Below are 20,043 nucleotides of genomic sequence, written 5' to 3' on the forward strand. Positions count from 1 at the left end.
AGCCGAAAATAGGTGGGTGTCCGAATCTGGAGAGGACCTTTCCAAGGCTGAGGCAAGTTTGAGCGAAAAAATCGCAAATGAAAAATCGGGGGAGGACTCCTCCAAAGAGATCCGGATCAACCGATTCTTGGCAGACTGCGGCCTAGGATCTCGCAGAAAGGTAGAAGAATTGATCCTTTCCGGCAAAGTGAAAGTTAACGGAGCCGTCGAAAAAAATCTAAGCACTAGGATCAAAGTCGATTCAGATATAGTCCAGGTTGGAAATAAAAAATTAGTTCCTCCTACAGAATCGGTGTTTCTAGCATTAAACAAACCTAAAGGGTTTCTTTGTTCCCATAGTGACCGTTTTCATTCTAATACGATTTTTGAGTTACTCCCTAAAAAGTATGGAAAACTTTTTATCGCAGGAAGATTGGACCTGGATTCCAGAGGCCTTCTTCTTTTATCCGACCAAGGAAACTTAGTCCAAGAGATCACCCATCCATCTGAAGGTTCTGAAAAAGAATATGAAGTAATCTTAGAAGAAGAATTGGATGCCAAAGAAGTAAAGGACAGATTTACTAAGGGATTTATAGACGAGGGAGAATTTTTAAAAGCGGAGAAGGTTACATCCTTAGTAAAAGGAGAAGAATCTTCCAAATTCAGAATTATCTTAAAACAAGGAAGAAAACGCCAGATCCGTAGGATGTTCTCTATACTCGGCGGAAGAGTGATCGATCTACAAAGAATTCGTATCGGAAAACTTTCCTTGGAAAAATTGAAAATCGGAGAAGGTAAGTTTGTCTTACTGGATCCTAAAGTTTGGAGACCATGAATTTTACCAGTTTAGAATTTTTATTTTTTTTCTGCCTAGTATTTCTGGTGTATTGGAATCTTCCAGATGCTTTAAAGAAACATTTTTTAATCTTAAGCTCTGCGTTATTTTATGCATTCTCCTCTTGGAAGTTTTTATTCCACCTTATACTTGTGGTGGCAATCAACTGGGCATTCATTCGATTTTTCTTAGCAAAAAAATGGTTCTTACCAGTTTCGATTGGATTTAATGTTCTTAATTTAGCTTTTTTTAAATATTTCTATTTTTTCGCGGATATAGTTGGAATATTTTTAGGAATTCCGGATTTCCAAAACAAGGTCAGCTTAGATGGAATACTTTCTAAGTCATTGGACTGGGCCGGATTCGAAGTAGTTCTTCCATTAACTATCAGTTATTATACATTCCAATTCATTTCCCTATTAGTGGATAAGAAGAAAGGAACAATTACAGAAGAGATCGGATTTTTTAAATTAGCTTCTTATATTTTCCTATTTCCTGTAATGATCGCAGGACCTATATTAAGATTTAACGATGTAGCAACCCAATTTGATTCACCTAAAATGGAAAAAGAAGATATGGTGGACGGACTATGGCTCGTGGTCATAGGTCTTTTTAAAAAATCAGTCGTTTCTGTTTTGATGTCTGGATCAATCTTCCAGGTATTTGCAGAGACATCTGCTTTTTCTGGAGCAGCACTTTTAAGCACAGTGTATTTCTTTGCGATCTATCTTTACTTAGATTTTTCAGGATTAACTGATATTGCCAGAGGAATGGGAAAACTTTTAGGGTTCACTCTTCCCCAAAACTTTAGAGCTCCATTCTTCTTTAATGGGTTTGGAGATTTCTGGAGAAGATGGCATTTAACCTTCTCCTTTTGGATCCGTGATTATTTATACATCCCACTCGGTGGTTCCAGAAGTGGAACAATACGCACTTGTTTTAACTATCTAGTAGCATTCGGACTAGGTGGACTTTGGCATGGAGCCAATTTGAATTATCTTCTTTGGGGAGTTCTAACAGGTTTATACCTTTCGATAGAAAGAGTATTAACAGATTGGAAGGTTAAGATCCTTCCTGAGATCCCTTATGTAAAAAGAACAATCACTTACTTATTCGTTCTGAATATTTACAGTATCTCCTGGATATTATTCTTCACACCTGATTTTGGTTCTGCTCTGGCCGCGGTGCAAAGAATATTCGTTTGGTCTAATGGAGTTTCTTTCCCAAATATGGAACCTTGTATTTTTGCACTTTTAGTCGCAATCCTATTCCATTCTGCAGAAGAATGGCCTGATAAATTTAATATTAGATTCAAATGGAAAGCGGCACTTCTTCCTGTCGTATGGATCTTGGTCTTACTTGCTTTACCTAGCGGAAACGCTGATTTCTTTTACGGACAATTCTGAGAAATATCATGAAAAAGAAATATATCTATCTTCCTTTAATCTTTCTGATCGTTTTATTCTTTGCGGATAAAATTTTCCTTTTGGACTTCTTCCAAACTTCTTTTTACCAAGAAGGAAATCCTGTCTATTATACACAAAGAAGACATCTATTCGAGAAACTCCAAAAAGATGGATCTCTCAAAGACAAAAATTTACTTTTGGCATTCGGAGACTCTCGAGCTTATCCATATTCTATCAAAACACTTCCTGGGTCTTTTGCAAACGATTGGGCAGTGTATAATTTTTCTGGACCGCAAGCTGTTCCTGCCTATGGTTTCTACTGGTTTCGTAAAATTATTGAAGCAGGAATTAAACCTAAGGCAGTCTTTTATGTGATTAGTCCGGAAGGTTTTGATGATTCTAAGGGTTTATTCTACGAACCTTTTTTAAGATTAGGTGCCGATGAAGAGTTTAAGAATACCTATTGGGAGAATTTTTCCTTCTTAGATAAATTAGAAATCTGGAAGGAAAAATTTTTTAGCATACGTAAGATCAAACCAGGTTTTAAACTTTTTTGGTCCAGGCTAACTGGTGGAAGACTTAAACTATATAGAGCAGATCAAAATCATGAAAATCTGATCTTGGAACTGGGGAATGGGGAACAACTTGCATATGCAAGTGCTAGCAATAATCCTAAAAAATTAGAAAAAGACGCGCTACGACTTAAAAGTATTTATCTTTCCGGATTCACAATGGGAGAAACTGAATTTTTCTTTGTAGAAGAATTCTTAAAACTCGCTGAGAAGGAAGGAATCAAAGCTTATTTGATATGGCCTAAAGTCTATCCAGGATATAGAGAAGGGTATTATGAACTAGGATTAGAAAAATCCTGGTGGCCGCGAGTCAGGGAACTTGCCTTTAAATACGGCGCAACGGCTGCGGATATGAACACTCTAAGTTCCTGTGATTTATATTATGATGGTTCTCACCAAAGTGTACTTTGTATATTAGAACAATCTGAAATTTTAATGAATGATTTTACAGGGAAGAAAAAACTTCCCTGAGAAAAATCACGAGCAAATTACCACTTAAGTTTTTTAGCGTCTTCTAAGAATTTTTCCAAACCGATATCAGTCAGCGGATGTTTGAATAGTTGCTGGTAAGCAGAAATTGGCATAGTAGCACAATCAGCTCCACGAAGTGCGGACTCTTTCAAGTGGATCGGTCCTCTGATAGACGCAGCTAAGATCTTAGTTTCATAACCATAGTTATCATAGATCTCTCTGATCTCAGAAATAAGTTCCATTCCATCCCAAGAAGTATCATCTACACGGCCGATAAAAGGGGAAATGTAAGTTGCTCCCGCTTTTGCAGCAAGAAGCGCCTGAGGAGCAGAAAAACAAAGAGTTACGTTTGTAGGAATTCCTTTCTCAGTCAGCTTTACTACAGTTTTTAATCCTTCTGGGATTAAAGGAACTTTGATGACTACGTTCGGAGCGATCTTTACTAGTTCGTCCGCTTCTTTTAACATGTCCTCATGTTTGGTTGCGAGCACTTCTGCACTTACTGGACCAGGCACGATTGCACAGATCTCTTTGATCACTTCTTTAAAGCTACGACCTGATTTAGCGATCAGTGATGGGTTTGTAGTAACTCCGTCCAAAAGACCGTAGGACGCGATCTCTTTGATCTCGTCCACATTGGCTGTATCTAAATATAATTCCACGTAAATGCTCCGAAAGATTTTGAATCTCTCTGGATAGTGGCGGCCTTAGGGGCCTTCGGTCAAGGATTTCTTACGGGATCAGATCTCTTAAAGTTTTGATTTCTTCAGCAGAGAAGAACTCTTTGTATTCTTTCTCGATCTGGGCCTTTACCTTGGAGCTGAAATAGTCCACTCTTCTAGTAAAAGGTTGTTTTTTATAAGCTTCCTTCCACTGGACAATGAATCCACCAGCAGGAGGTGCCTGTCTTTCGTCGGTTAATTCCCAAATTACAGCCCCACCGATTTTCTTATCATCGAATGTCTCTTTTTTGGGTTTTCCGTATTTATTCTCAAGCTTGGACTGAACCTCTTTACCTGGAAGATAACGGAAGGAAACTCCAACAGAAAATAATTTACCTGGCTCCAAATGTTCGTCTTCATCTGGAGAAGTTTCTTTTTCAGGGCGAGGTTGATTCTTATCTTTAGGACGAGAATCAAGCACCAATTTAGGAGTGGAATAAAAACGGTATAGGTAGAAGATCCCATTTCTTCTTACAAGTAGGGACTTCTCCTTATCTTCATGAACTACTTCTATTTTTTCATCACTCTGAGGATTAGCTGCTAAGGATAAAAACTTGTCTCTGACTTGCCCATAAGATGCTTCCCAAGAGACTTCAGCAAATCCGTCTAAGGTGGGTTTAGAACCGTTATTTCTGGAATTATCGCCCGGAAATTGAGAAAATACAGAACTCCAAGGAAGGAGTAGGGAGAATAAGAACAGGAAGATGGATTGCCCTTTCATACTTCTTAAACTATCGGCAGAAAACCGAACAAGAATTAGGAATCTTCCCCCAAATCCTCTCCATCTTCTTCCTCTCTGTCCACACGAATTCCCCCAAATTTCACCTTTCCGTTCCATCTTAAGATAAGAAGGACCGTTAGGATCAGAACATTCGGAAATACGAATAAAAAGGAAATCTCATGGTAGAGGCCGTATACCGCTAGATTTGAAGCGATCACAGAGATGAAGATCCCGGAAAGTAGTGGAATCTCCTGATTGAGAAGTCTCGCTAAAAAGGATCCACTATTACGAGAGATCCTGGCCGCTCTTAAAACTTCAGAAGAGATAAAAGAGTAGAATGCGAGCATAAGCACTGGCATCAAAAAGGATAAAAAGAAATAATTCCCAAAAGAATCCGTATAATGAGGAGAACCGATCAGTCCTCCAGTCAGAGTCCAGACATACGCAAAAAACGCAGAAAGTCCGAATGCGAGAAGTCCAAATTGTAAACTTCCCGCAGATTCAAAAATGGAAACGATCTTAGAAGGAATAATTCTCGCCCAATCAGTCAGTTCCTGTTTTTCGAAAGTATCCTTTCCACTCAAATGCAGGAGTCGGAAATAATAGTCTCCTAAAGAAACGACTACTAACGTAATAACTAAATAGATCAGGTAGAGAAAGAATTCCATCTTAATGCCTAAAATGCCTCATGCCGGTGAACACCATGATCAATCCATGCTCATCAGCTGCCTTGATCACTTCTTCGTCCCGAATAGAACCTCCGGGTTGGATGATTGCTTTTGCTCCTACTTTTGCGATTGCATCTATTCCATCTCTAAAAGGGAAGAATGCATCACTCGCTACATAAGAACCTACAACTGAAAGTCCAACGTTTAAAGCTTTAGTCGCACCTAATTGAACTGAATCCACTCTGGACATTTGTCCTGCTCCAATTCCTAAAGTTGCGTTCTCTTCTGTATAAACAATCGCGTTTGATTTGATAAATTTTACAGTAGACCAAGCAAACATCAAACCTCTGATATCTTCTTCAGTAGGTTGTTTTTTAGAAACGATCTTTAGATCTTTTTCAGTGATGGTTGCGTAGTCTCTGTCTTGTAGAAGAATTCCGTGATGAATCGGTCTCAAATCCATTTCATCCAATGCTTCTTGGAAATCTGCGATCTCAATCAGACGAACATTTGGTTTTTTAGAGAAATATTCTAGAGCAGCAGGCTCGAATTTTTGAGCGATTACACCTTCTACAAATGTTTCACCAATTAGAACTGCTAATTCTCCAGTGACAGTCCCCTTGATCCCAATGATCCCGCCGAATGCAGAAATAGGATCCGTTCTTTTTGCCAAACGGAATGCTTCTAAAGTATCATCTGCATAAGCGATCCCACAAGGATTCAAATGTTTGATGATACATACAGTGTTATCAGGAAGAAGTGCGGAGATATGGAATGCCGCATCAAAATCCAACATATTATTAAAAGATAATTCTTTTCCTTGTAGAGGAGAAAATTCGCTCTTTGTAAACAAAGGTTCGTAGAATGCGGCTCCCTGATGAGGGTTTTCTCCGTATCTAAGCTTTTGTTTTTTGGTGAAGGAAAGATTTAGAATGTCTGGGAACTTTTCCCCAGCAAGCTTATTAAACCAAGAAGAGATTGCAGTATCATACATTGCAGTATGAGAGAACGCTTTTCTCATTAGAAGGAAAGAAGTGTCCGCGTCCACGGAACCATCATTTACCTTCATGGATTCTTCTACAGTTTTATAATCGTTCGGATCTGTAACTACTACTGTATGTCTGTAGTTCTTACTAGCGGAACGGATCATAGAAGGTCCGCCAATATCAATATTTTCTATTGCTTCGTCCAGATGAACACCAGGTTTGGAAACAGTCTGCACGAATGGATATAAGTTTACAACTACCAGATCGATCTTTGGAATTTTTAATTCCTCCATCTTCTGTCTGTGTTCCGGTTTGGATATCACACCTAAAAGTCCTCCGTGAACCTTAGGGTGGAGAGTTTTTACTCTTCCGTCCAAAATTTCTGGAAACCCGGTATAATCGTCTATTGCGATTGCTTTGATTCCGTTTTCGGTAAGTGTTTTGAGAGTTCCGCCAGTGGAAATGATTTCCACTCCTTTGGATTCCAGGTACTTAGCGAATCCGATAAGTCCTGTTTTGTCGCTAACTGAAATAAGGGCACGAGTGATTTTGATCATGCTAGAGGATTGAGACCTTCCTGTCTTTAATGAGAAGCCGATCTTCGCAGAAATGTTTAACCGCGAGGGGCAGGATTTTATGTTCCTCTTTGAGAATGGCAAGAGTCAATTCTCTTTCGGTCATTCCTTCCTCGATTTTAACAACTCCCTGCAAAATGATAGGGCCAGAATCCACACCTTCGTCTACAAAATGAGCGGTGCAACCCGAGAATTTCACCCCATAATCAAATGCCTGTTTCTGAGCATGTAAACCTGTAAATGAAGGGAGAAGAGAAGGATGTATATTGATGATCCTATTTCTGAAGGTTCGTATGATTTCTGGTTTTAAAATCCTCATATAACCGCAGGCTATGATCAGGTCCGGAGAAATTTCCTCTAGGGTGCGGAGAAGATCCAGGTGATATTCTTCTTTTTTGGAATAAGATTTGAAGTCTAAAACCTTGGCTGGGACATTAAATCGGGCTGCGATCTGGATAGACGGGGCTTCGGGGTTGTCTGTGACTAAAAAAGCCGGATTTCCGGGGATTTTTCCCTTTTGGATTACCTGAAGGACAGCTTCTAGGTTGCTCCCCCGCCCGGAGGCCAAAAAGACAAGCTTTTTTCGGGGTTTGGGAATCAGGCTTGCCAAGAATTTTCGCATCCGATACGCTAAGAATTACCAGTCCACGTTAAGGCGGTCCGGAATTTTGTCGAAAAGTATTTCAGGAGAGACACATGTCACTTGCTAGAAAATCGACGGCGTCCGTCGAACAGTATAAATCCAATGAAATTTCTACTGTGAGCCAGGGCCGGCTTATCGTGATGTTATATGAAGGGGCTATTCGCTTCCTGAACGTTGCCATCGAGAATAATACACCCCGCAAGTACGACGTGGTGAACAATAATATCTTAAAAGCCCAAGAGATTGTGACTGAACTGATGCTCGCTCTAAATATGGAGAACGGGGGAGAGGTCGCAAACAACCTTCTTGGTATTTATGTTTATATTAAAAAGCGCTTATTAGAAGCTAACATGAAGAAGGACAGTGAGATCCTTTCTGAAATTATCAAATATTTGGAAGATCTAAAACTTGCTTGGGAAGAAATTGAGAAAAAGGAAAAATCTTCTTCCGTAGTCCCAATGCCTTCTGCTGGTTCTCCAAGAACCGGGCTCTCTCTCCAAGGTTAAAATTAAGATGGCGGGTAGGGTTATTAAAAATCTAAACTCTAAAGAAGAAAAACTTTCTTCACTCTATGAGGAGAAAATTTCCTTTTTAGATAAACTGATCGACCTCCAAAAACGCCAATTACAAATTCTTGGTTTTGGAGACGGAGAAGGCACTGCCAAACTGGAACTCCAAAATTCAGACCTAGTCGAAAAGATGAAACGACTAGACCGCAAGATCGAACAATTAGAAGAATCTTCTCCTCAAACCTTAGAAATTATTCGACTCTCCGATACAATCTTCCAAAAATTGGAGGAGTCCAGGGATTTGAATTCCCAAGTAGGGGAAAAGATGGAGATCATTCTGCAGGAATATCGCAAAGAGTTGAATATGGTTCAGTCCAAGATCCAACTCAAAAAATTCTTAGCTCATAGGAAGTTAGGTTGGAAGACGGGGACCTGCTGAGCCGTGCCCTGGACTTTTACGGACTCCCTAAAAAATTCGACGCAAATCTAGTCCGGAGCAGATTCCGGGAACTCTCCCGTAAGTATCATCCAGATTCTGGAGAATATGAATCGGACCTTCTATTTAAGGAATTGGTCCAATTAAGGGATGTTCTACTTTCTTCTCTCCAAAACGATTCTTTTACAATTTTAGAAAATTCTAAAGAAGATCCAGAAGGATTTCTGTTTTATAAACTAGCTAAGCAGAAAGCAGCCCAGGCTATCGAAAAATATTTTCAGTTCACCGACGGAAATCCAGTATACTTAAAGAAAGAAGACAATCCAGCTCTTCTACGTTTAAGACAAGAATTGGAAACTGCCAAAAACGAACTCGAAGAGTTTTTGGAAAAATTTCCAAAAAGTATCTGGAAAGAAGATACTGAAACTACTCTTAAAAAAATAAGCGTCTGGTTTAAAGATTAAGGAACTTGTAATGTATTCGAAGGCATTGAGAACACATAAATATCTTTTGTTCCACTATTCAAATCCAGAGATATCACAGAAGATCTAAGAGTTACGTAATCCCCTGAATTCAAGGTAGCTACAATTTTGCAGACTCTATTTGTATTTTCTCCAGCACCTGGAACTGCAAGAGGGCCCGCAGTTGGATTTACTTCTATAGAATATTCTTTTGGCTGATTTGGAAGTATGTTCAAAGGAAGTTGGCATGCTTTTCCCGAAGAAAAATCAGCAGGGTTCCTAGACGCGTCTGCAGTACTTCCGGTATATAAAGTATAACCACTGAAAAATGCTTCTGGGTTTCCAGCTCTAAGCCTAAGTTCGTATACCCCGGTGCCGATCAAAGTGATCCCTACTAAAGTAGGTGGAGTAGTTACGATCCGATTCGTGGAGTAGTTATAACAAGAGAATAAGGAAAAGATCAGTAATAAGATTGAGAAGAATGTGTATATTCTTCTGGATAAAAAAAGATTCATTTAGGTGCGTATATAATCCGCCCAGCCGAATTTTTCGACCAATTGGGTGGATACTGAAAATTGTGGAAAACGTCTCTTGTTTGTCGACCGATTTTCAGGAATCTCCCACTTGAGTTCTTGCAGAAGTTTGTTTCCTTTTCTGGTATTACAGTCCCTGCAGGCAGTGACTAAATTTTCCCAGGTATGATAATCCTTCGGTTTTTTTTCCCGAGGGATCTCTTCCCAGCGACTTTTAGGGATCACATGATCCAGGGTAAGTCTGGAAGAAGGAAGTTTGCGTTTGCAATACACACATTCATGGTCATCTCTTAGAAATATATTTTCTCTAGAGAGTTTATGCTTACGTTTCGGAACTTTATAATAGTCTGTGAGTAGGATAATTCTAGGAGTTGTGAATTTAAGTTTTTCAGACCTGATAAATAGGCCTTTTTCGTCTTTAATGAGTTCAGCTTTTCGGAGAACGAGAAGGATAACGGCGTCTTTGACCGTTCGGATCGCAACCGGGACATAGGTTGCGTTCAGCACCAACACAGGTTGGGTTAGAACATCCATATCTAACCAAACTGTATAGATTCATAAAATTATGTCGAGTAAAAGTATTATTTCCCGGAACGTTTCTTTTTGATCGCGAAATATAGAACTAGGCCTAATACAAGAATTCCTAATAATGCAAAGACTGTAATTTGCCCTTGGTGGACTAAGTGACTGAGCTGGTCCAAATTTTTTGCACCATAATGGCCTAGATAAACCCAGATCGGAACAGAAATGCCAGCAGCAAACATATCCAAAAACAAAAATCTAAAAAAAGAGATCCGATCAGAAGTCCCAGCCGTTAGATAAATTGGCATTCTAAGACCTGGCATAAACCTCGCCATGAATACAACCCAGTTTCCGTATTGGGAAAACTTCTCCTGTACTTTAGAAAATCTTTCTGGGGTTAAAAACTTGGCTATGAAAGGAATTTGTAATACTTTCTCTCCAAAAACTCTTCCGAGTAAAAATACGGAACCGTCTCCTACTAAAACTCCAGCCATTCCGACACCGAACATTACATGTTCATTTGCGTATCCTAAACCTGCTAAAACTCCTCCGGAAACCAGGGAAATATCCTCTGGGATTGGAAGGCCAAAACCGCATAGTATAAGCGTGGAGAAAATTGCTAAGTATGAGAACTCATTTCCAAAGCGGGAAAAAAAATTGACTAAATCCGGAATATTAACTAGATCCATGAATGTTTCTATCTACTGAGTAGAATTGCACCAGTGAAACTTATCCGAGGCAAATTGGAATCGAAAAACTAGATTTGTTTGGCTTGCTTTCGATCTTTTTAGGTTCCAAATTGGTTTCAGGTGCAAAAAAACAGAAACCAAATCATCCAAGCCGAAAATTCTCTATTAGCCGGCTACGCAGTTTTACAAGACGAAACGGGTGGAAGAGAATATAAAGAAGAAGAACACCCGTACCGTATCCCATTTCAAAGAGACAGAGATAGGGTAGTTCACTCTAGTGCTTTCAAAAGATTACAATATAAGACCCAAGTATTCGTGTATTCAGTAGGCGAAAATTATCGCAATCGTCTCACTCATACTCTGGAAGTCGCAGGAATTTCTAGAACAATTGCTTCTGCTTTAGGACTCAACTCTTTACTCGCAGAAACGATCGCTCTTGCTCATGACCTGGGACATACACCTTTTGGACATGCTGGGCAAGACATGCTTTCTGATCTGATGGGAGAATTTGGTGGATTCGAACACAATAAACAATCTGTTCGAATTGTTACAATACTCGAAACACGTTATCCGGAATTTCCAGGATTAAATCTTTCTAAAGAAACCTTAAAAGGAATGATGAAACATGGAGCAGAATATGGTGGCTCCAATTTAGGAAAGGAAAGAAAGGATGAAGGCCCAAGTTTAGAAGCACAATGTGCGGATGTAGCAGACGAGATCGCATACACGAGCCATGATATAGATGATGGTTTGGAGATGGGTTATCTGAAGGCAGAAGATCTGAACTCTCTTTCTCTTTGGTCCGAAACTTCTGAAATTGTAAAAGGTAAGTTCCCGAAATTGGACGGAAAGGTCCTTGTTCGTACAATCATTAGAGAACTGACAAATAGTATGGTCTCTAATATGATTAGAACGATTGAATCCAGAATCTTCGACTGGAAAATTTCAGATAGAAACGATTTGAATATCGTTTACCAAGAAGGAAAAAGGATCGCAACCTATGAGCCATCTTATGGGGAGAAGGTTAGAGAATTAAAATCTTTTCTATATAAAACTTTATACAGACATCCTTCCGTTGTAGTCACGAGTGATAGAGGAAGAGATATTATAGAAACATTATTTTTTCATTTTAGAAAACAGCCTGATTCTATTCCTGAAACTTACAAAAGAAGGATAGAAAAAGAAGGTTTAGAAAGATGTGTATGCGACTACGTAGCCGGTATGACAGACAGATACGCAGAAGAAATGGCATCCACTATTTAATAGAAAGGATTGTTTCTTCGAAAGCGACCAAAAGAGAATTTACTTCTTCTTCCGTTGTGTATAGGCCGGTGGAGATTCGGATCGCTCTCAGAGCTTCTTCATTTGAATATCCCATTGCTAACAAGGAAGGAGCTGCTTCTCTGGATCTGGATTTGCAAGAAGATCCAGTGGAAACCGCAAATCCTTTTTCTTCCAATCCCATCATAAAGAAGTCCAAATCGTCCAAAGGGAGTAATGCAAACGTTGTGGAAAAAAGTCTTGGAGAATTCTCCGCCACTATTTCTGCACCTAAACTTTTGAGTTTGGATTCTATTTTGTTTCTATAATATTCCAGTCTTTTGTTTTTAGTTTCCATTTCAGCAAATTGGATTTTAGCCGCTTCTGCCAATGCTAGGATAGAAGGAGAATTCTCTGTACCTGCTCTATGTCCATTCTCTTGATTTCCTCCTTGGAACACTCCACCTTCTGGTAGATGTTTTGGATCGAACCATAAAACGGAAGAACCTAAACCTCCTCCAATTTTATGGCCGGAGAATGTGAATCCATTTAAAACAGAAAATGGTACAGGAATTTTGGAGAATGATTGTATTAGATCCGAATAGAATGGCATTCCGTATTTTGCGGAAACTTCTGCTAATTCTTGAATTGGTTGGATTACACCTGTTTCATTACCTGCGTGTAATACAAACACAGGACCAGGTTCATTTTTCAGATTAGTTTCTAATTCTGAAACTGAAACAAGTCCTGATTTATCAGTATTCAAAACTTTATAAGGAATTCCTAAACTTCTAAAAGAAGAATACATAGCAGCATGTTCGAAAGGAGAAAGATACGCTATCGTTTTAACAAATTGTTTTGCGAAATGTATGAGTGAATAATCTGCTTCTGTTCCAGAAGATACGAATACAAATCCTTTCGGATCTTTTCCTGTGAGTTTTGCTAAAACTTTTCTAGCTTCTTCAATCTTACCTTGTCTCGCCAAAGAAAATCGAGTGGGTCCGGAAGGATTGAAAAAATCTTCCTCGTATTCTTCTAAGATCTTTGTTAATAAACCTGGAATAGGAGGATGGGTCGCATTATAATCGAAGTATTTAATTTTTTTCATCGAAAATATCGTCTGCTTCTTCGTATCTTCCTTTTCGACGAAGCGTATACTGCAATAGTTTCTTTTTATCTTCGATTAAGTCCTCGTAACCGGACTTATCATTGCGATAATTCGGATCTACTGTATAGACTTCAGTATCCAAAGCATCCAATTCTTTTAGGGCTTGGTCAAAATTAGATTCATGCAATAAACATCTGACTCTCATTAGTTTTGCTTGGAATCTGACGCCTAAATCTGTTGCGGAAGATTGATAAACCGCTTCAAACATATCTTTTGCCTTTTTTCTATAATTGGAATCTCTATCTCCCAATTTATAGAATAGCTGGGCATTTCTGTTCAGATTAGAATAAAATACTTTAGCTCCTTCTGTATCAGAAGCCTCGCAAGGGATCGCAGCAATTGCACTTGCTCCCCAATATTTTGCTTCTGCAGGGATTACTCTTTTAGAACAGGAAAAATACAATACTCTTGTGAATAAGGAAACAGATTCTTCAGGTGAAAGAGAAGGATGAGATTCATCCGTTCTAAGTCTGAGCAACTCCAATGTTTTTAAAAGAAGTGTCTTATACTTATTCGAAGTTAATGTGGTTGTATCTGGGTAATCTTCTGAGAATACAATGGGAGAAGATTGGGATTCTGTGATCTTTTTCCAGATACGGATCTCTTTCGGAAGATCTTCAGTTACATTTTCTTCTTCTTCCTTATTACAACTGAAACTGAAAAAATTTAAAATACGCTTCCACCAAGGAATGGATGGAGGTTTTGCTTCTTTCAATTTTTCGAATACTAATTCTTCTATCCTTTGGATTGCTTGGAAATGTGCAAGTATTGCTTCTTCTGGACGGCAAGAAGCGAAAGAAGAAATTCTGATCTTCTCCAATAAACTTTTACCTGCGATTTCAGGTTTGTCTTTTCCCAAGGAGCCCTGAGTCGGTGGAGAATTATATCCATCAAATGGATTATAGTTTAAGGCTCTTTTATAATAATCTAAAGCTTCTAGAGGGATCTGGTAGAATTCTTTCCAGTATTCGAATGGATCCACAGGTTTTTCTCCCGTGGAAAATTTGGTCTCACTCGGATTAGAAAGTCTTTCTATTGTCCAGCCTTGGTGTTTTGCTTCCATCCAACTCGGGACCCTGAAAATATCTCCTGTACCTTCTTTCCCTATTCTATAAGCGCGGACACATGCTCTGGATAATTGGTCTGTTCTGAGGTAATGTTCAACCTGTCTGTATTCTACTTTTTCGGATAATAGATCGTCTCCCTTGGACTGCAATTTTGCGGAGAGGGAGGGATTTAAAACGGGAGGTTCCAACCAAAGTGCGAAGGAACGCAAAATCTGGAATCTCCTGGGATAGATATAGATCGCTGCCAGGGTCCAAATCAACAAAAGTGTTAAGAATAACTTTTTCTTTTCTTTTAGAATGCTGAACAATTTCTTTCCTTAAGTTCCGGAAAATTCGTTAGACGAATAGAGTCCCTCGCTTGAGAGTAGAGAGAGTGAAGATTTCGCTTTTTTCGATTCCAAACCCTATACAAGTCCGGGGATTATGAAACACGCAAGCATTATTCCGATCCTTCTGGTATCCGTTCTGGATGTAGGTACCATATTTGCTTCTCCCCAAAATACTGACTCCGTTTTTGTATGTAGGGACATTGATTCTTCCGGGAGAGCCAAGTCTGTTTGGCCGGCCTATTATTATTCTCTAGGTTTAGAGAGTTTAAATAAGGCCAGAAATTCTGAAGGAAGAGAACGAACAGAAGAGATTATTGAAGCAGTTCGAAACTTCCAGGATTATATTCGATGTTCTGAATCTGTAGGAGTTCCTGTTTCTGCAGTATTTCGTTGGAACAAGGCATTGGCGCATTATTATTTAGGCCAATGGAAAGATGCAATTTCCGAACTGGACTTGGCAGAAAAGTCTGATCCGAATTTTAGAGAGACCTATATTTTAAAAGGAACCATTCTTTTAAACAGCGGAGAATATGAAAAGGCTGCGACTTATTTAGAATCTCATTTGAGTAAGTTTTCAGAAGATCCTGATTTTTATTATTTATTAAGTTCTGCGGAGCTTGCTCTGAAGAATGATGCAAAATCAGTCTTGTATTTGAGTTCTCTTAGAGATCTAATCAAACAAAAAGATTCTAATCCGAAATATCCTGAATTTGTATATTTATCTTTGGGAAAAACATACTTCGCTTTAGGCCAAAATACAAAGGCACTTTTTTATATTTCAGGTTATCTAGAGATGAGACCTGAAAACTGGGAAATCCGATTTCTTCTCGCAAAAATTTTGGATCAGCTAGGCAAGTTTTCCCAAGCCAAAAAACAACTGCAAAGAATACTACAAGAGATCCAGGGAAATTCTTCAGTGGAATTGATGCTCGGAGAGATGTACTTTATAGAAAGTAGATCTATGGCAGCCGGCTATTTTGAAGATCTGAAGAAAAAAGGAAAATTGAATAAGGATGGGGTTCTGTTCGGACTTTATTCTGTTCTAAATTCTAAATATTCGGAAGCAAGACGTATTCTTTTTCCTTTAAAAGAAAGATTCCCTAAAAGGCTTTCTATTCGTCTAGGCGTTTTAGAGATCCAGAAAAGAGATCCAAATATTGATAAAAAAGAATATATTCGAGAATTGGTAGAAGTTGCATCCATTGCACTCCAGTCCCAATTGACTACACTTGCAGAAACATTACTTCTTGAATCTATAAAGTTAACGGAAGAAGAAAAACTGGATCCAAGAATTCTTGCTGAACAATACGACTTTTTAGCTGGAGTATACGAACAATCTGGTTCTGTATTTAGATCTATCATTTCAGTTCGAAAGGCAATCCAATACACTTCTCCTAAAGAAGATTCTAAAAAGTATGAATTACATTTGGCATTCTTACTTCGTGGAAATCCTCCAGGAAAGGTCCAAGAATCCGAAGAGATCATCCAAAATATTCTTAAAAATGATCCGAATAATCATTACGCATATTATCTTTTAGGAATTGTACTATTCCAATCTGAAAAACTGGAAGCAAGTAGGGGAGCATTCGAACAAGCAATTCGATTGGAACCGAAATCTTCTGTGTATCATTTTTACAGAGCTTCGACTTTAGAAAAATTAGGAAGGCTTCCTGAGATGGAAGCGGATCTTCGTAAGTCCATGGAACTAGATCCTGAAAATCCGATTGCGTATAATTATTTAGGCTATCATTATTCTGAAAAGGGAGTTCGTTTGGATGAAGCTCTTGATCTGATCCGAAAAGCAGTTGAACTCGCTCCCGATAATGAAGCCTACCAAGATAGTTTGGGTTGGATCTATTATAAAAAGGGTAGAGTAGATGAGGCTCTATTACATTTGAATCTTGCTTTCCAAATTTTACAGGATAAAAACGAATTTGATCCTACAATCTGTGAACATTTAGGTGATGTTCATCATGAAAGAAGAGAATTTGCAGATGCCAGAAGATTCTGGGAAAAATCGGAAACTCTTTTTCAAAAGAAGGAAGACAAAGTTCGAATTCGGGAAAAATTGGAGAGGTTAAGAACAAATCCGGTCTCAAATAAATCTTAATGACCGGGAGGGCTTGTTTTGAGAACAAATCATTTCACTCGAATTTCTGTATTCGGATCATTATTTTGTTTTATTCTATTCTTCCAATCCTGTGTAACAACAGATATTGAAGAGATCAATTTCCGCCAAAAAGGAAAGATCAAATTTTGGAGCGCCAAATCAAAGGAAGGTTCCAAATATCTAGATGGTCTTCGTAAATTAGAAGAATCGAATACTTCTTATTCAGGCGAATTCGATATTCGTATCCAGAATTTTTTCCCTAAAAAGGATGTATTCTCTTTAGCCGGAAAGATCTTTTATGATAAGCCAACTGGTAAAATGCAGATTGAGCTTATGGATAAACTCTTTGGGATCAGTGTTTCTAAAGTGTTTAGCGATGGCCAAACTATCCGGATCAAAACTGTTTCCGTGGATAAGATCCATGAACAAACTATGGACGATATCGTGTTATCCGATCCGAGCACTGGGAAACAAACAGTAGTTCCTTTTCCGGTCATCTATTATCTTCTCTCTAATAGAAACGCTGAATTGTTCAAACCACAATGGACGCTCGTTCAGCCGAACGATGGAATTGTTCTCGTCAGAAAACCAGGAGAAGAATGGACTTACTACACCGCAGAAAACGGGATCCGTTCAGTGGAATGGGACTCGAGCGGTAAGAATGTAAAGGCAGTTACAAGTGTTCAAGGAGAAGTAGAATTTCCTCCTAAAACAACGATCACACGAATTGTTTCCAGAACGGATGGCGCTGACCAGAATCGTATCGAGATTAAAATGAAAAAAGTATCCCGCACTGATAGATTGAATCAAATAGTGTTTGGATTCTAATATTAAGGAAAGTAAATATGTTGGACGTAGAAAAAAACGGTCATATTTTAGAACTTTATATCAAAACAAACGAGACCAATTCTTTAGGAAGAGAGTTTTTCCGCAAATTTAGAGAAGTGCTCGAACAAGCAGAAAACGACAGATCGGTAAAGTCTATCCTACTATCCGGAAGAAATGATAAGTTTTTTTCAAATGGATTCGATCCTGATATCTTCGTAGGTAAAAACCTGGAAGAAATTAAAGAGGTTCTGAGAGAAGCACTCGGTGCTTGCGGAAGAGTTTTATTTTCTCCTAAACCTGTGGTTTGTGCGATGAATGGTCACTCTATGGGAGTGGGAGCAGTCATCGCTATATTCTCTGATTACAGAATTCTCGTAGAGAAAAAAGGAAGATTAGGTTTTCCTGAATCGTTAATCGGTATCAATTTCCCATCCACTGCGGGAACAGTTCTGAAAGATCTAGTAGGAATGAAAACAGCGAGAGATCTTCTCTATAGTGGAAGAGGCCTAAAAGCAGATGAGGCTGTCCAAGTCGGACTCGTAGAAGAATCTGCTACTCCAGAAGAAGTTATCACTAAAGCCAGAAAATGGTGCTCTCAATTCCAAGACATGGCAATGGAATCTGTGGTAGGAGTAAAAATCGCTCTTAGAGATTCTCAACGTTTGCTTGCGGATACTTTAGAAAAAAGAGATGTGGATCTTCTTGCACAAGCAATTGCTTCTTCCAATGGACAAGAAGGAATGAAGTCCATTCAAGAAAGAAGACGTCCAGTCTTTACCTGAACAAAAAGCCTGGGATTCAACCCCAGGCTTACGTTGCGTTACCACGCCTTCGTAGCGATTTATTAAGAATGGAATAATTTTCCTGGATTCAAAATTTCTTTTTGATCCAATACTTTCTTAAGTCCGTTTAAAGCTTCTACTCCAGGTTTACCTAAACTAGATTCATACCATTTTTTATGATCGAAACCAACTCCATGGTGGTGGCTGATCGGAGCTTTGAAAGAAGTGAATGTATCCGAAACGGATCTTTTCATTTTAAACCATTGTTCTTCCGGTTTTTTAGCGTCCATCGGGAATAAGATCGTGTAATACAAACAAGCTCCCTCGTGATAACTATGAGATAAATGACACATAGCTATTGAACCAGGGATAGAATTTTGTAAGGATTCAATTCCAGCTTTATGAAGATCTTCTAATTTATCGTAAGTACTGGAAGTTTCCATTGTATCAACTCCCATTCCGTACTGCATTACATGGTTCCGCAAGAAAGGCATATTATATCTACTGTGGATCCAATTCTGTCCTAATTTTTCTCCAGCGAAGATCGCTCCGCTTTTTTTCCAAAGTCTTTTGAGACCTTCGAAAGAACGATCTACCTCTTGTCTAGATCCGTCTAGTCCAACTAATACAACACATTTATTCTCTCCGATGCCTACGGACTTAAGATATGAATTCTGCAGGAATCTTTTGAATTTGCGAATTGGTGTATTCTTCTTTCCTAATTCTCCCAGATACTCGTAGAGTCTTGTCTCGTTTGCATCTGAAAGTCTAAGCATAGAAGTTTTGATCTCTTCTTGGTTTGCTTTACGGATAAAATTGATAGAAGAAAGTAGATCCGGAAATACTAGTCCGAAATATTTTCTAGTCTCAGGGATTTTATGGATCTTGATAGTAACTTCTGAAATAATTCCTAAAAGACCTTCGCTACCTGCGATGATCTGATTCCAATCCGGTCCGATAGAAGCAGCAGGCGCTCTTAAAGTTTCTACAGTTCCGTTCGGACTGATCAGTTTTACTGAACTTAATATTTCTTCTATCTTACCGTATCGATTAGATTGTTGTCCCGCACTTCTTGCAGCGACCCATCCGCCCAAGGTGGAATATTCGAATGACTGAGGGAAATGTCCTAAGGTGTATCCTTTTAAGTTGAGTCCATATTCTAATTTAGGTCCATAGATCCCAGCTTGAAAGGTTGCAGTCATGCTAATCGGATCGAAAGATACAAGTTCAGTCATTTCTGTCATATCTAAAGAAAGAACTGCTTTTTGTCCTTTGCCCTTGATCACTTCGACTCCACCTACTACGGATGACCCTCCTCCGAAAGGAATGACTGTGATCTTGTTTTTAGAACAATATTCTAAAATTTTAATGATCTCTGCATCTTTTTTGGGATAAACAACTCCATCTACAAATGCCTTCAAATTATTAAAGTGAAGTCTTAGAACGTCGTAGTAACTTCTACCTGCAGAATGGAAAACTCTTTCGTATCTATCGTTTTTGAAATTATTTTTGCCTACGATAGCACTTAGGTTTTTAATATCATTAGGGCTTAGTTTTGTATTAGGTAGTTTGATATTATCCAAGGAAACCGCGGGAGTTTCACGAATTGAATCTAGTTTAAATTCTCTTTGGAGAAGTTTGAGTATCTCAGGCATTTGTGCCTTTCTACCGAAATCCTGATCATTTGCACCCCAGGCATTCCATCTAAGATTGGATCTGGAATAGTCGATTTTGGAATTGAGCTCGTGGTAGAACATTTTAGTCTTATCTC

The 20,043-nt window shown here is 38.8% G+C and carries 21 protein-coding genes; 10 read left to right on the forward strand and 11 right to left on the reverse strand.

The genetic code is table 11. From position 1 onward, the window contains the following. Positions 1-58 precede the first annotated feature (58 nt). The 3 genes from CH362_RS07495 to CH362_RS07505 are packed head-to-tail and all read left to right on the forward strand — an operon-like array spanning position 59 to position 3,263. Complete coding sequence (locus CH362_RS07495; RefSeq protein ID WP_100709778.1) at positions 59-814, forward strand: pseudouridine synthase; 756 nt, start codon at positions 59-61, stop codon at positions 812-814. Next, on the forward strand, positions 811-2,220 hold the full coding sequence (locus CH362_RS07500; RefSeq protein WP_100709723.1) for an MBOAT family O-acyltransferase: 1,410 nt from the start codon (positions 811-813) through the stop codon (positions 2,218-2,220). Before CH362_RS07495 ends, CH362_RS07500 begins: the two co-directional genes overlap by 4 nt. An 8-nt stretch (positions 2,221-2,228) precedes the next feature. Then, positions 2,229-3,263, forward strand: coding sequence for a DUF1574 domain-containing protein (locus CH362_RS07505; protein ID WP_100709724.1), 1,035 nt, complete (start codon positions 2,229-2,231; stop codon positions 3,261-3,263). 17 nt (positions 3,264-3,280) lie between these two features. Here CH362_RS07505 and fsa read toward each other — a convergent pair whose 3' ends face one another. The 5 genes from fsa to purN form a co-directional block, all read right to left on the reverse strand. After that, positions 3,281-3,925: a fructose-6-phosphate aldolase gene (fsa, locus tag CH362_RS07510; RefSeq protein WP_100707267.1), complete on the reverse strand. Its 645-nt coding sequence runs from the start codon at positions 3,923-3,925 to the stop codon at positions 3,281-3,283. Between the two features lie 70 nt (positions 3,926-3,995). Next, positions 3,996-4,706, reverse strand: coding sequence for a hypothetical protein (locus CH362_RS07515; protein ID WP_100709725.1), 711 nt, complete (start codon positions 4,704-4,706; stop codon positions 3,996-3,998). Between the two features lie 35 nt (positions 4,707-4,741). Then, complete coding sequence (locus tag CH362_RS07520) at positions 4,742-5,374, reverse strand: hypothetical protein (RefSeq protein WP_100709726.1); 633 nt, start codon at positions 5,372-5,374, stop codon at positions 4,742-4,744. A gap of 1 nt (position 5,375) precedes the next feature. Next, positions 5,376-6,917: a bifunctional phosphoribosylaminoimidazolecarboxamide formyltransferase/IMP cyclohydrolase gene (gene purH, locus CH362_RS07525; RefSeq protein ID WP_100709727.1), complete on the reverse strand. Its 1,542-nt coding sequence runs from the start codon at positions 6,915-6,917 to the stop codon at positions 5,376-5,378. Position 6,918: 1 nt separating this feature from the next. Then, a complete protein-coding gene (gene purN / locus CH362_RS07530) occupies positions 6,919-7,545 on the reverse strand; it encodes a phosphoribosylglycinamide formyltransferase (RefSeq protein WP_100709728.1) in 627 nt (208 codons plus the stop codon). An 86-nt stretch (positions 7,546-7,631) separates the two neighbouring features. Here purN and fliS point away from each other — a divergent pair, with 86 nt between their 5' ends. The 3 genes from fliS to CH362_RS07545 are packed head-to-tail and all read left to right on the forward strand — an operon-like array spanning position 7,632 to position 8,987. After that, positions 7,632-8,084: a flagellar export chaperone FliS gene (gene fliS, locus CH362_RS07535; RefSeq protein WP_100709729.1), complete on the forward strand. Its 453-nt coding sequence runs from the start codon at positions 7,632-7,634 to the stop codon at positions 8,082-8,084. Positions 8,085-8,091: 7 nt separating this feature from the next. After that, positions 8,092-8,526 carry a hypothetical protein gene (locus CH362_RS07540; RefSeq protein WP_100709730.1) on the forward strand — a complete coding sequence of 145 codons (435 nt, stop codon included), beginning with the start codon at positions 8,092-8,094 and terminating at the stop codon, positions 8,524-8,526. After that, positions 8,505-8,987: a molecular chaperone DnaJ gene (locus CH362_RS07545; RefSeq protein ID WP_100709731.1), complete on the forward strand. Its 483-nt coding sequence runs from the start codon at positions 8,505-8,507 to the stop codon at positions 8,985-8,987. Before CH362_RS07540 ends, CH362_RS07545 begins: the two co-directional genes overlap by 22 nt. Here CH362_RS07545 and CH362_RS07550 read toward each other — a convergent pair. Genes CH362_RS07550 through CH362_RS07560 form a run of 3 tightly spaced genes read right to left on the reverse strand, consistent with a single transcriptional unit; the run spans position 8,984 to position 10,728 of the window. Continuing rightward, a complete protein-coding gene (locus CH362_RS07550; RefSeq protein WP_100709732.1) occupies positions 8,984-9,499 on the reverse strand; it encodes an LIC11661 family lipoprotein in 516 nt (171 codons plus the stop codon). The genes CH362_RS07545 and CH362_RS07550 overlap by 4 nt on opposite strands. Further along, positions 9,500-10,051 (reverse strand): HNH endonuclease, encoded by a 552-nt coding sequence (locus tag CH362_RS07555; protein ID WP_100709733.1) that lies wholly within the window; start codon positions 10,049-10,051, stop codon positions 9,500-9,502. Between the two features lie 47 nt (positions 10,052-10,098). Beyond that, a complete protein-coding gene (locus CH362_RS07560; protein WP_100709734.1) occupies positions 10,099-10,728 on the reverse strand; it encodes a DedA family protein in 630 nt (209 codons plus the stop codon). Positions 10,729-10,848: 120 nt separating this feature from the next. On the opposite strand from CH362_RS07560, the gene CH362_RS07565 reads away from it, so the two are divergent. After that, a complete protein-coding gene (locus CH362_RS07565; protein WP_100709735.1) occupies positions 10,849-11,991 on the forward strand; it encodes a deoxyguanosinetriphosphate triphosphohydrolase in 1,143 nt (380 codons plus the stop codon). Here CH362_RS07565 and CH362_RS07570 read toward each other — a convergent pair. Beyond that, positions 11,984-13,096: a cysteine desulfurase family protein gene (locus tag CH362_RS07570; RefSeq protein ID WP_100709736.1), complete on the reverse strand. Its 1,113-nt coding sequence runs from the start codon at positions 13,094-13,096 to the stop codon at positions 11,984-11,986. The two genes, CH362_RS07565 and CH362_RS07570, sit on opposite strands and share 8 nt — an antisense overlap. Beyond that, positions 13,083-14,432: a hypothetical protein gene (locus tag CH362_RS07575; RefSeq protein WP_244280504.1), complete on the reverse strand. Its 1,350-nt coding sequence runs from the start codon at positions 14,430-14,432 to the stop codon at positions 13,083-13,085. The genes CH362_RS07570 and CH362_RS07575 overlap by 14 nt, the downstream gene beginning before the upstream one ends. Positions 14,433-14,646: 214 nt before the next feature. On the opposite strand from CH362_RS07575, the gene CH362_RS07580 reads away from it, so the two are divergent. The 3 genes from CH362_RS07580 to CH362_RS07590 are packed head-to-tail and all read left to right on the forward strand — an operon-like array spanning position 14,647 to position 18,272. Then, entirely contained in the window at positions 14,647-16,662 is a 2,016-nt protein-coding gene (locus CH362_RS07580; RefSeq protein ID WP_100709738.1) for a tetratricopeptide repeat protein, read from the forward strand. 18 nt (positions 16,663-16,680) lie between these two features. Then, positions 16,681-17,490: a hypothetical protein gene (locus tag CH362_RS07585; RefSeq protein ID WP_100709739.1), complete on the forward strand. Its 810-nt coding sequence runs from the start codon at positions 16,681-16,683 to the stop codon at positions 17,488-17,490. Between the two features lie 17 nt (positions 17,491-17,507). Beyond that, entirely contained in the window at positions 17,508-18,272 is a 765-nt protein-coding gene (locus tag CH362_RS07590; RefSeq protein ID WP_100709740.1) for an enoyl-CoA hydratase/isomerase family protein, read from the forward strand. 62 nt (positions 18,273-18,334) lie between these two features. Here CH362_RS07590 and CH362_RS07595 read toward each other — a convergent pair whose 3' ends face one another. Continuing rightward, complete coding sequence (locus tag CH362_RS07595; protein ID WP_100709741.1) at positions 18,335-20,029, reverse strand: FAD-binding oxidoreductase; 1,695 nt, start codon at positions 20,027-20,029, stop codon at positions 18,335-18,337. Positions 20,030-20,043 lie beyond the last annotated feature (14 nt).

It is taken from the genome of Leptospira saintgironsiae (assembly GCF_002811765.1).
Lineage (GTDB): Bacteria > Spirochaetota > Leptospiria > Leptospirales > Leptospiraceae > Leptospira_B > Leptospira_B saintgironsiae.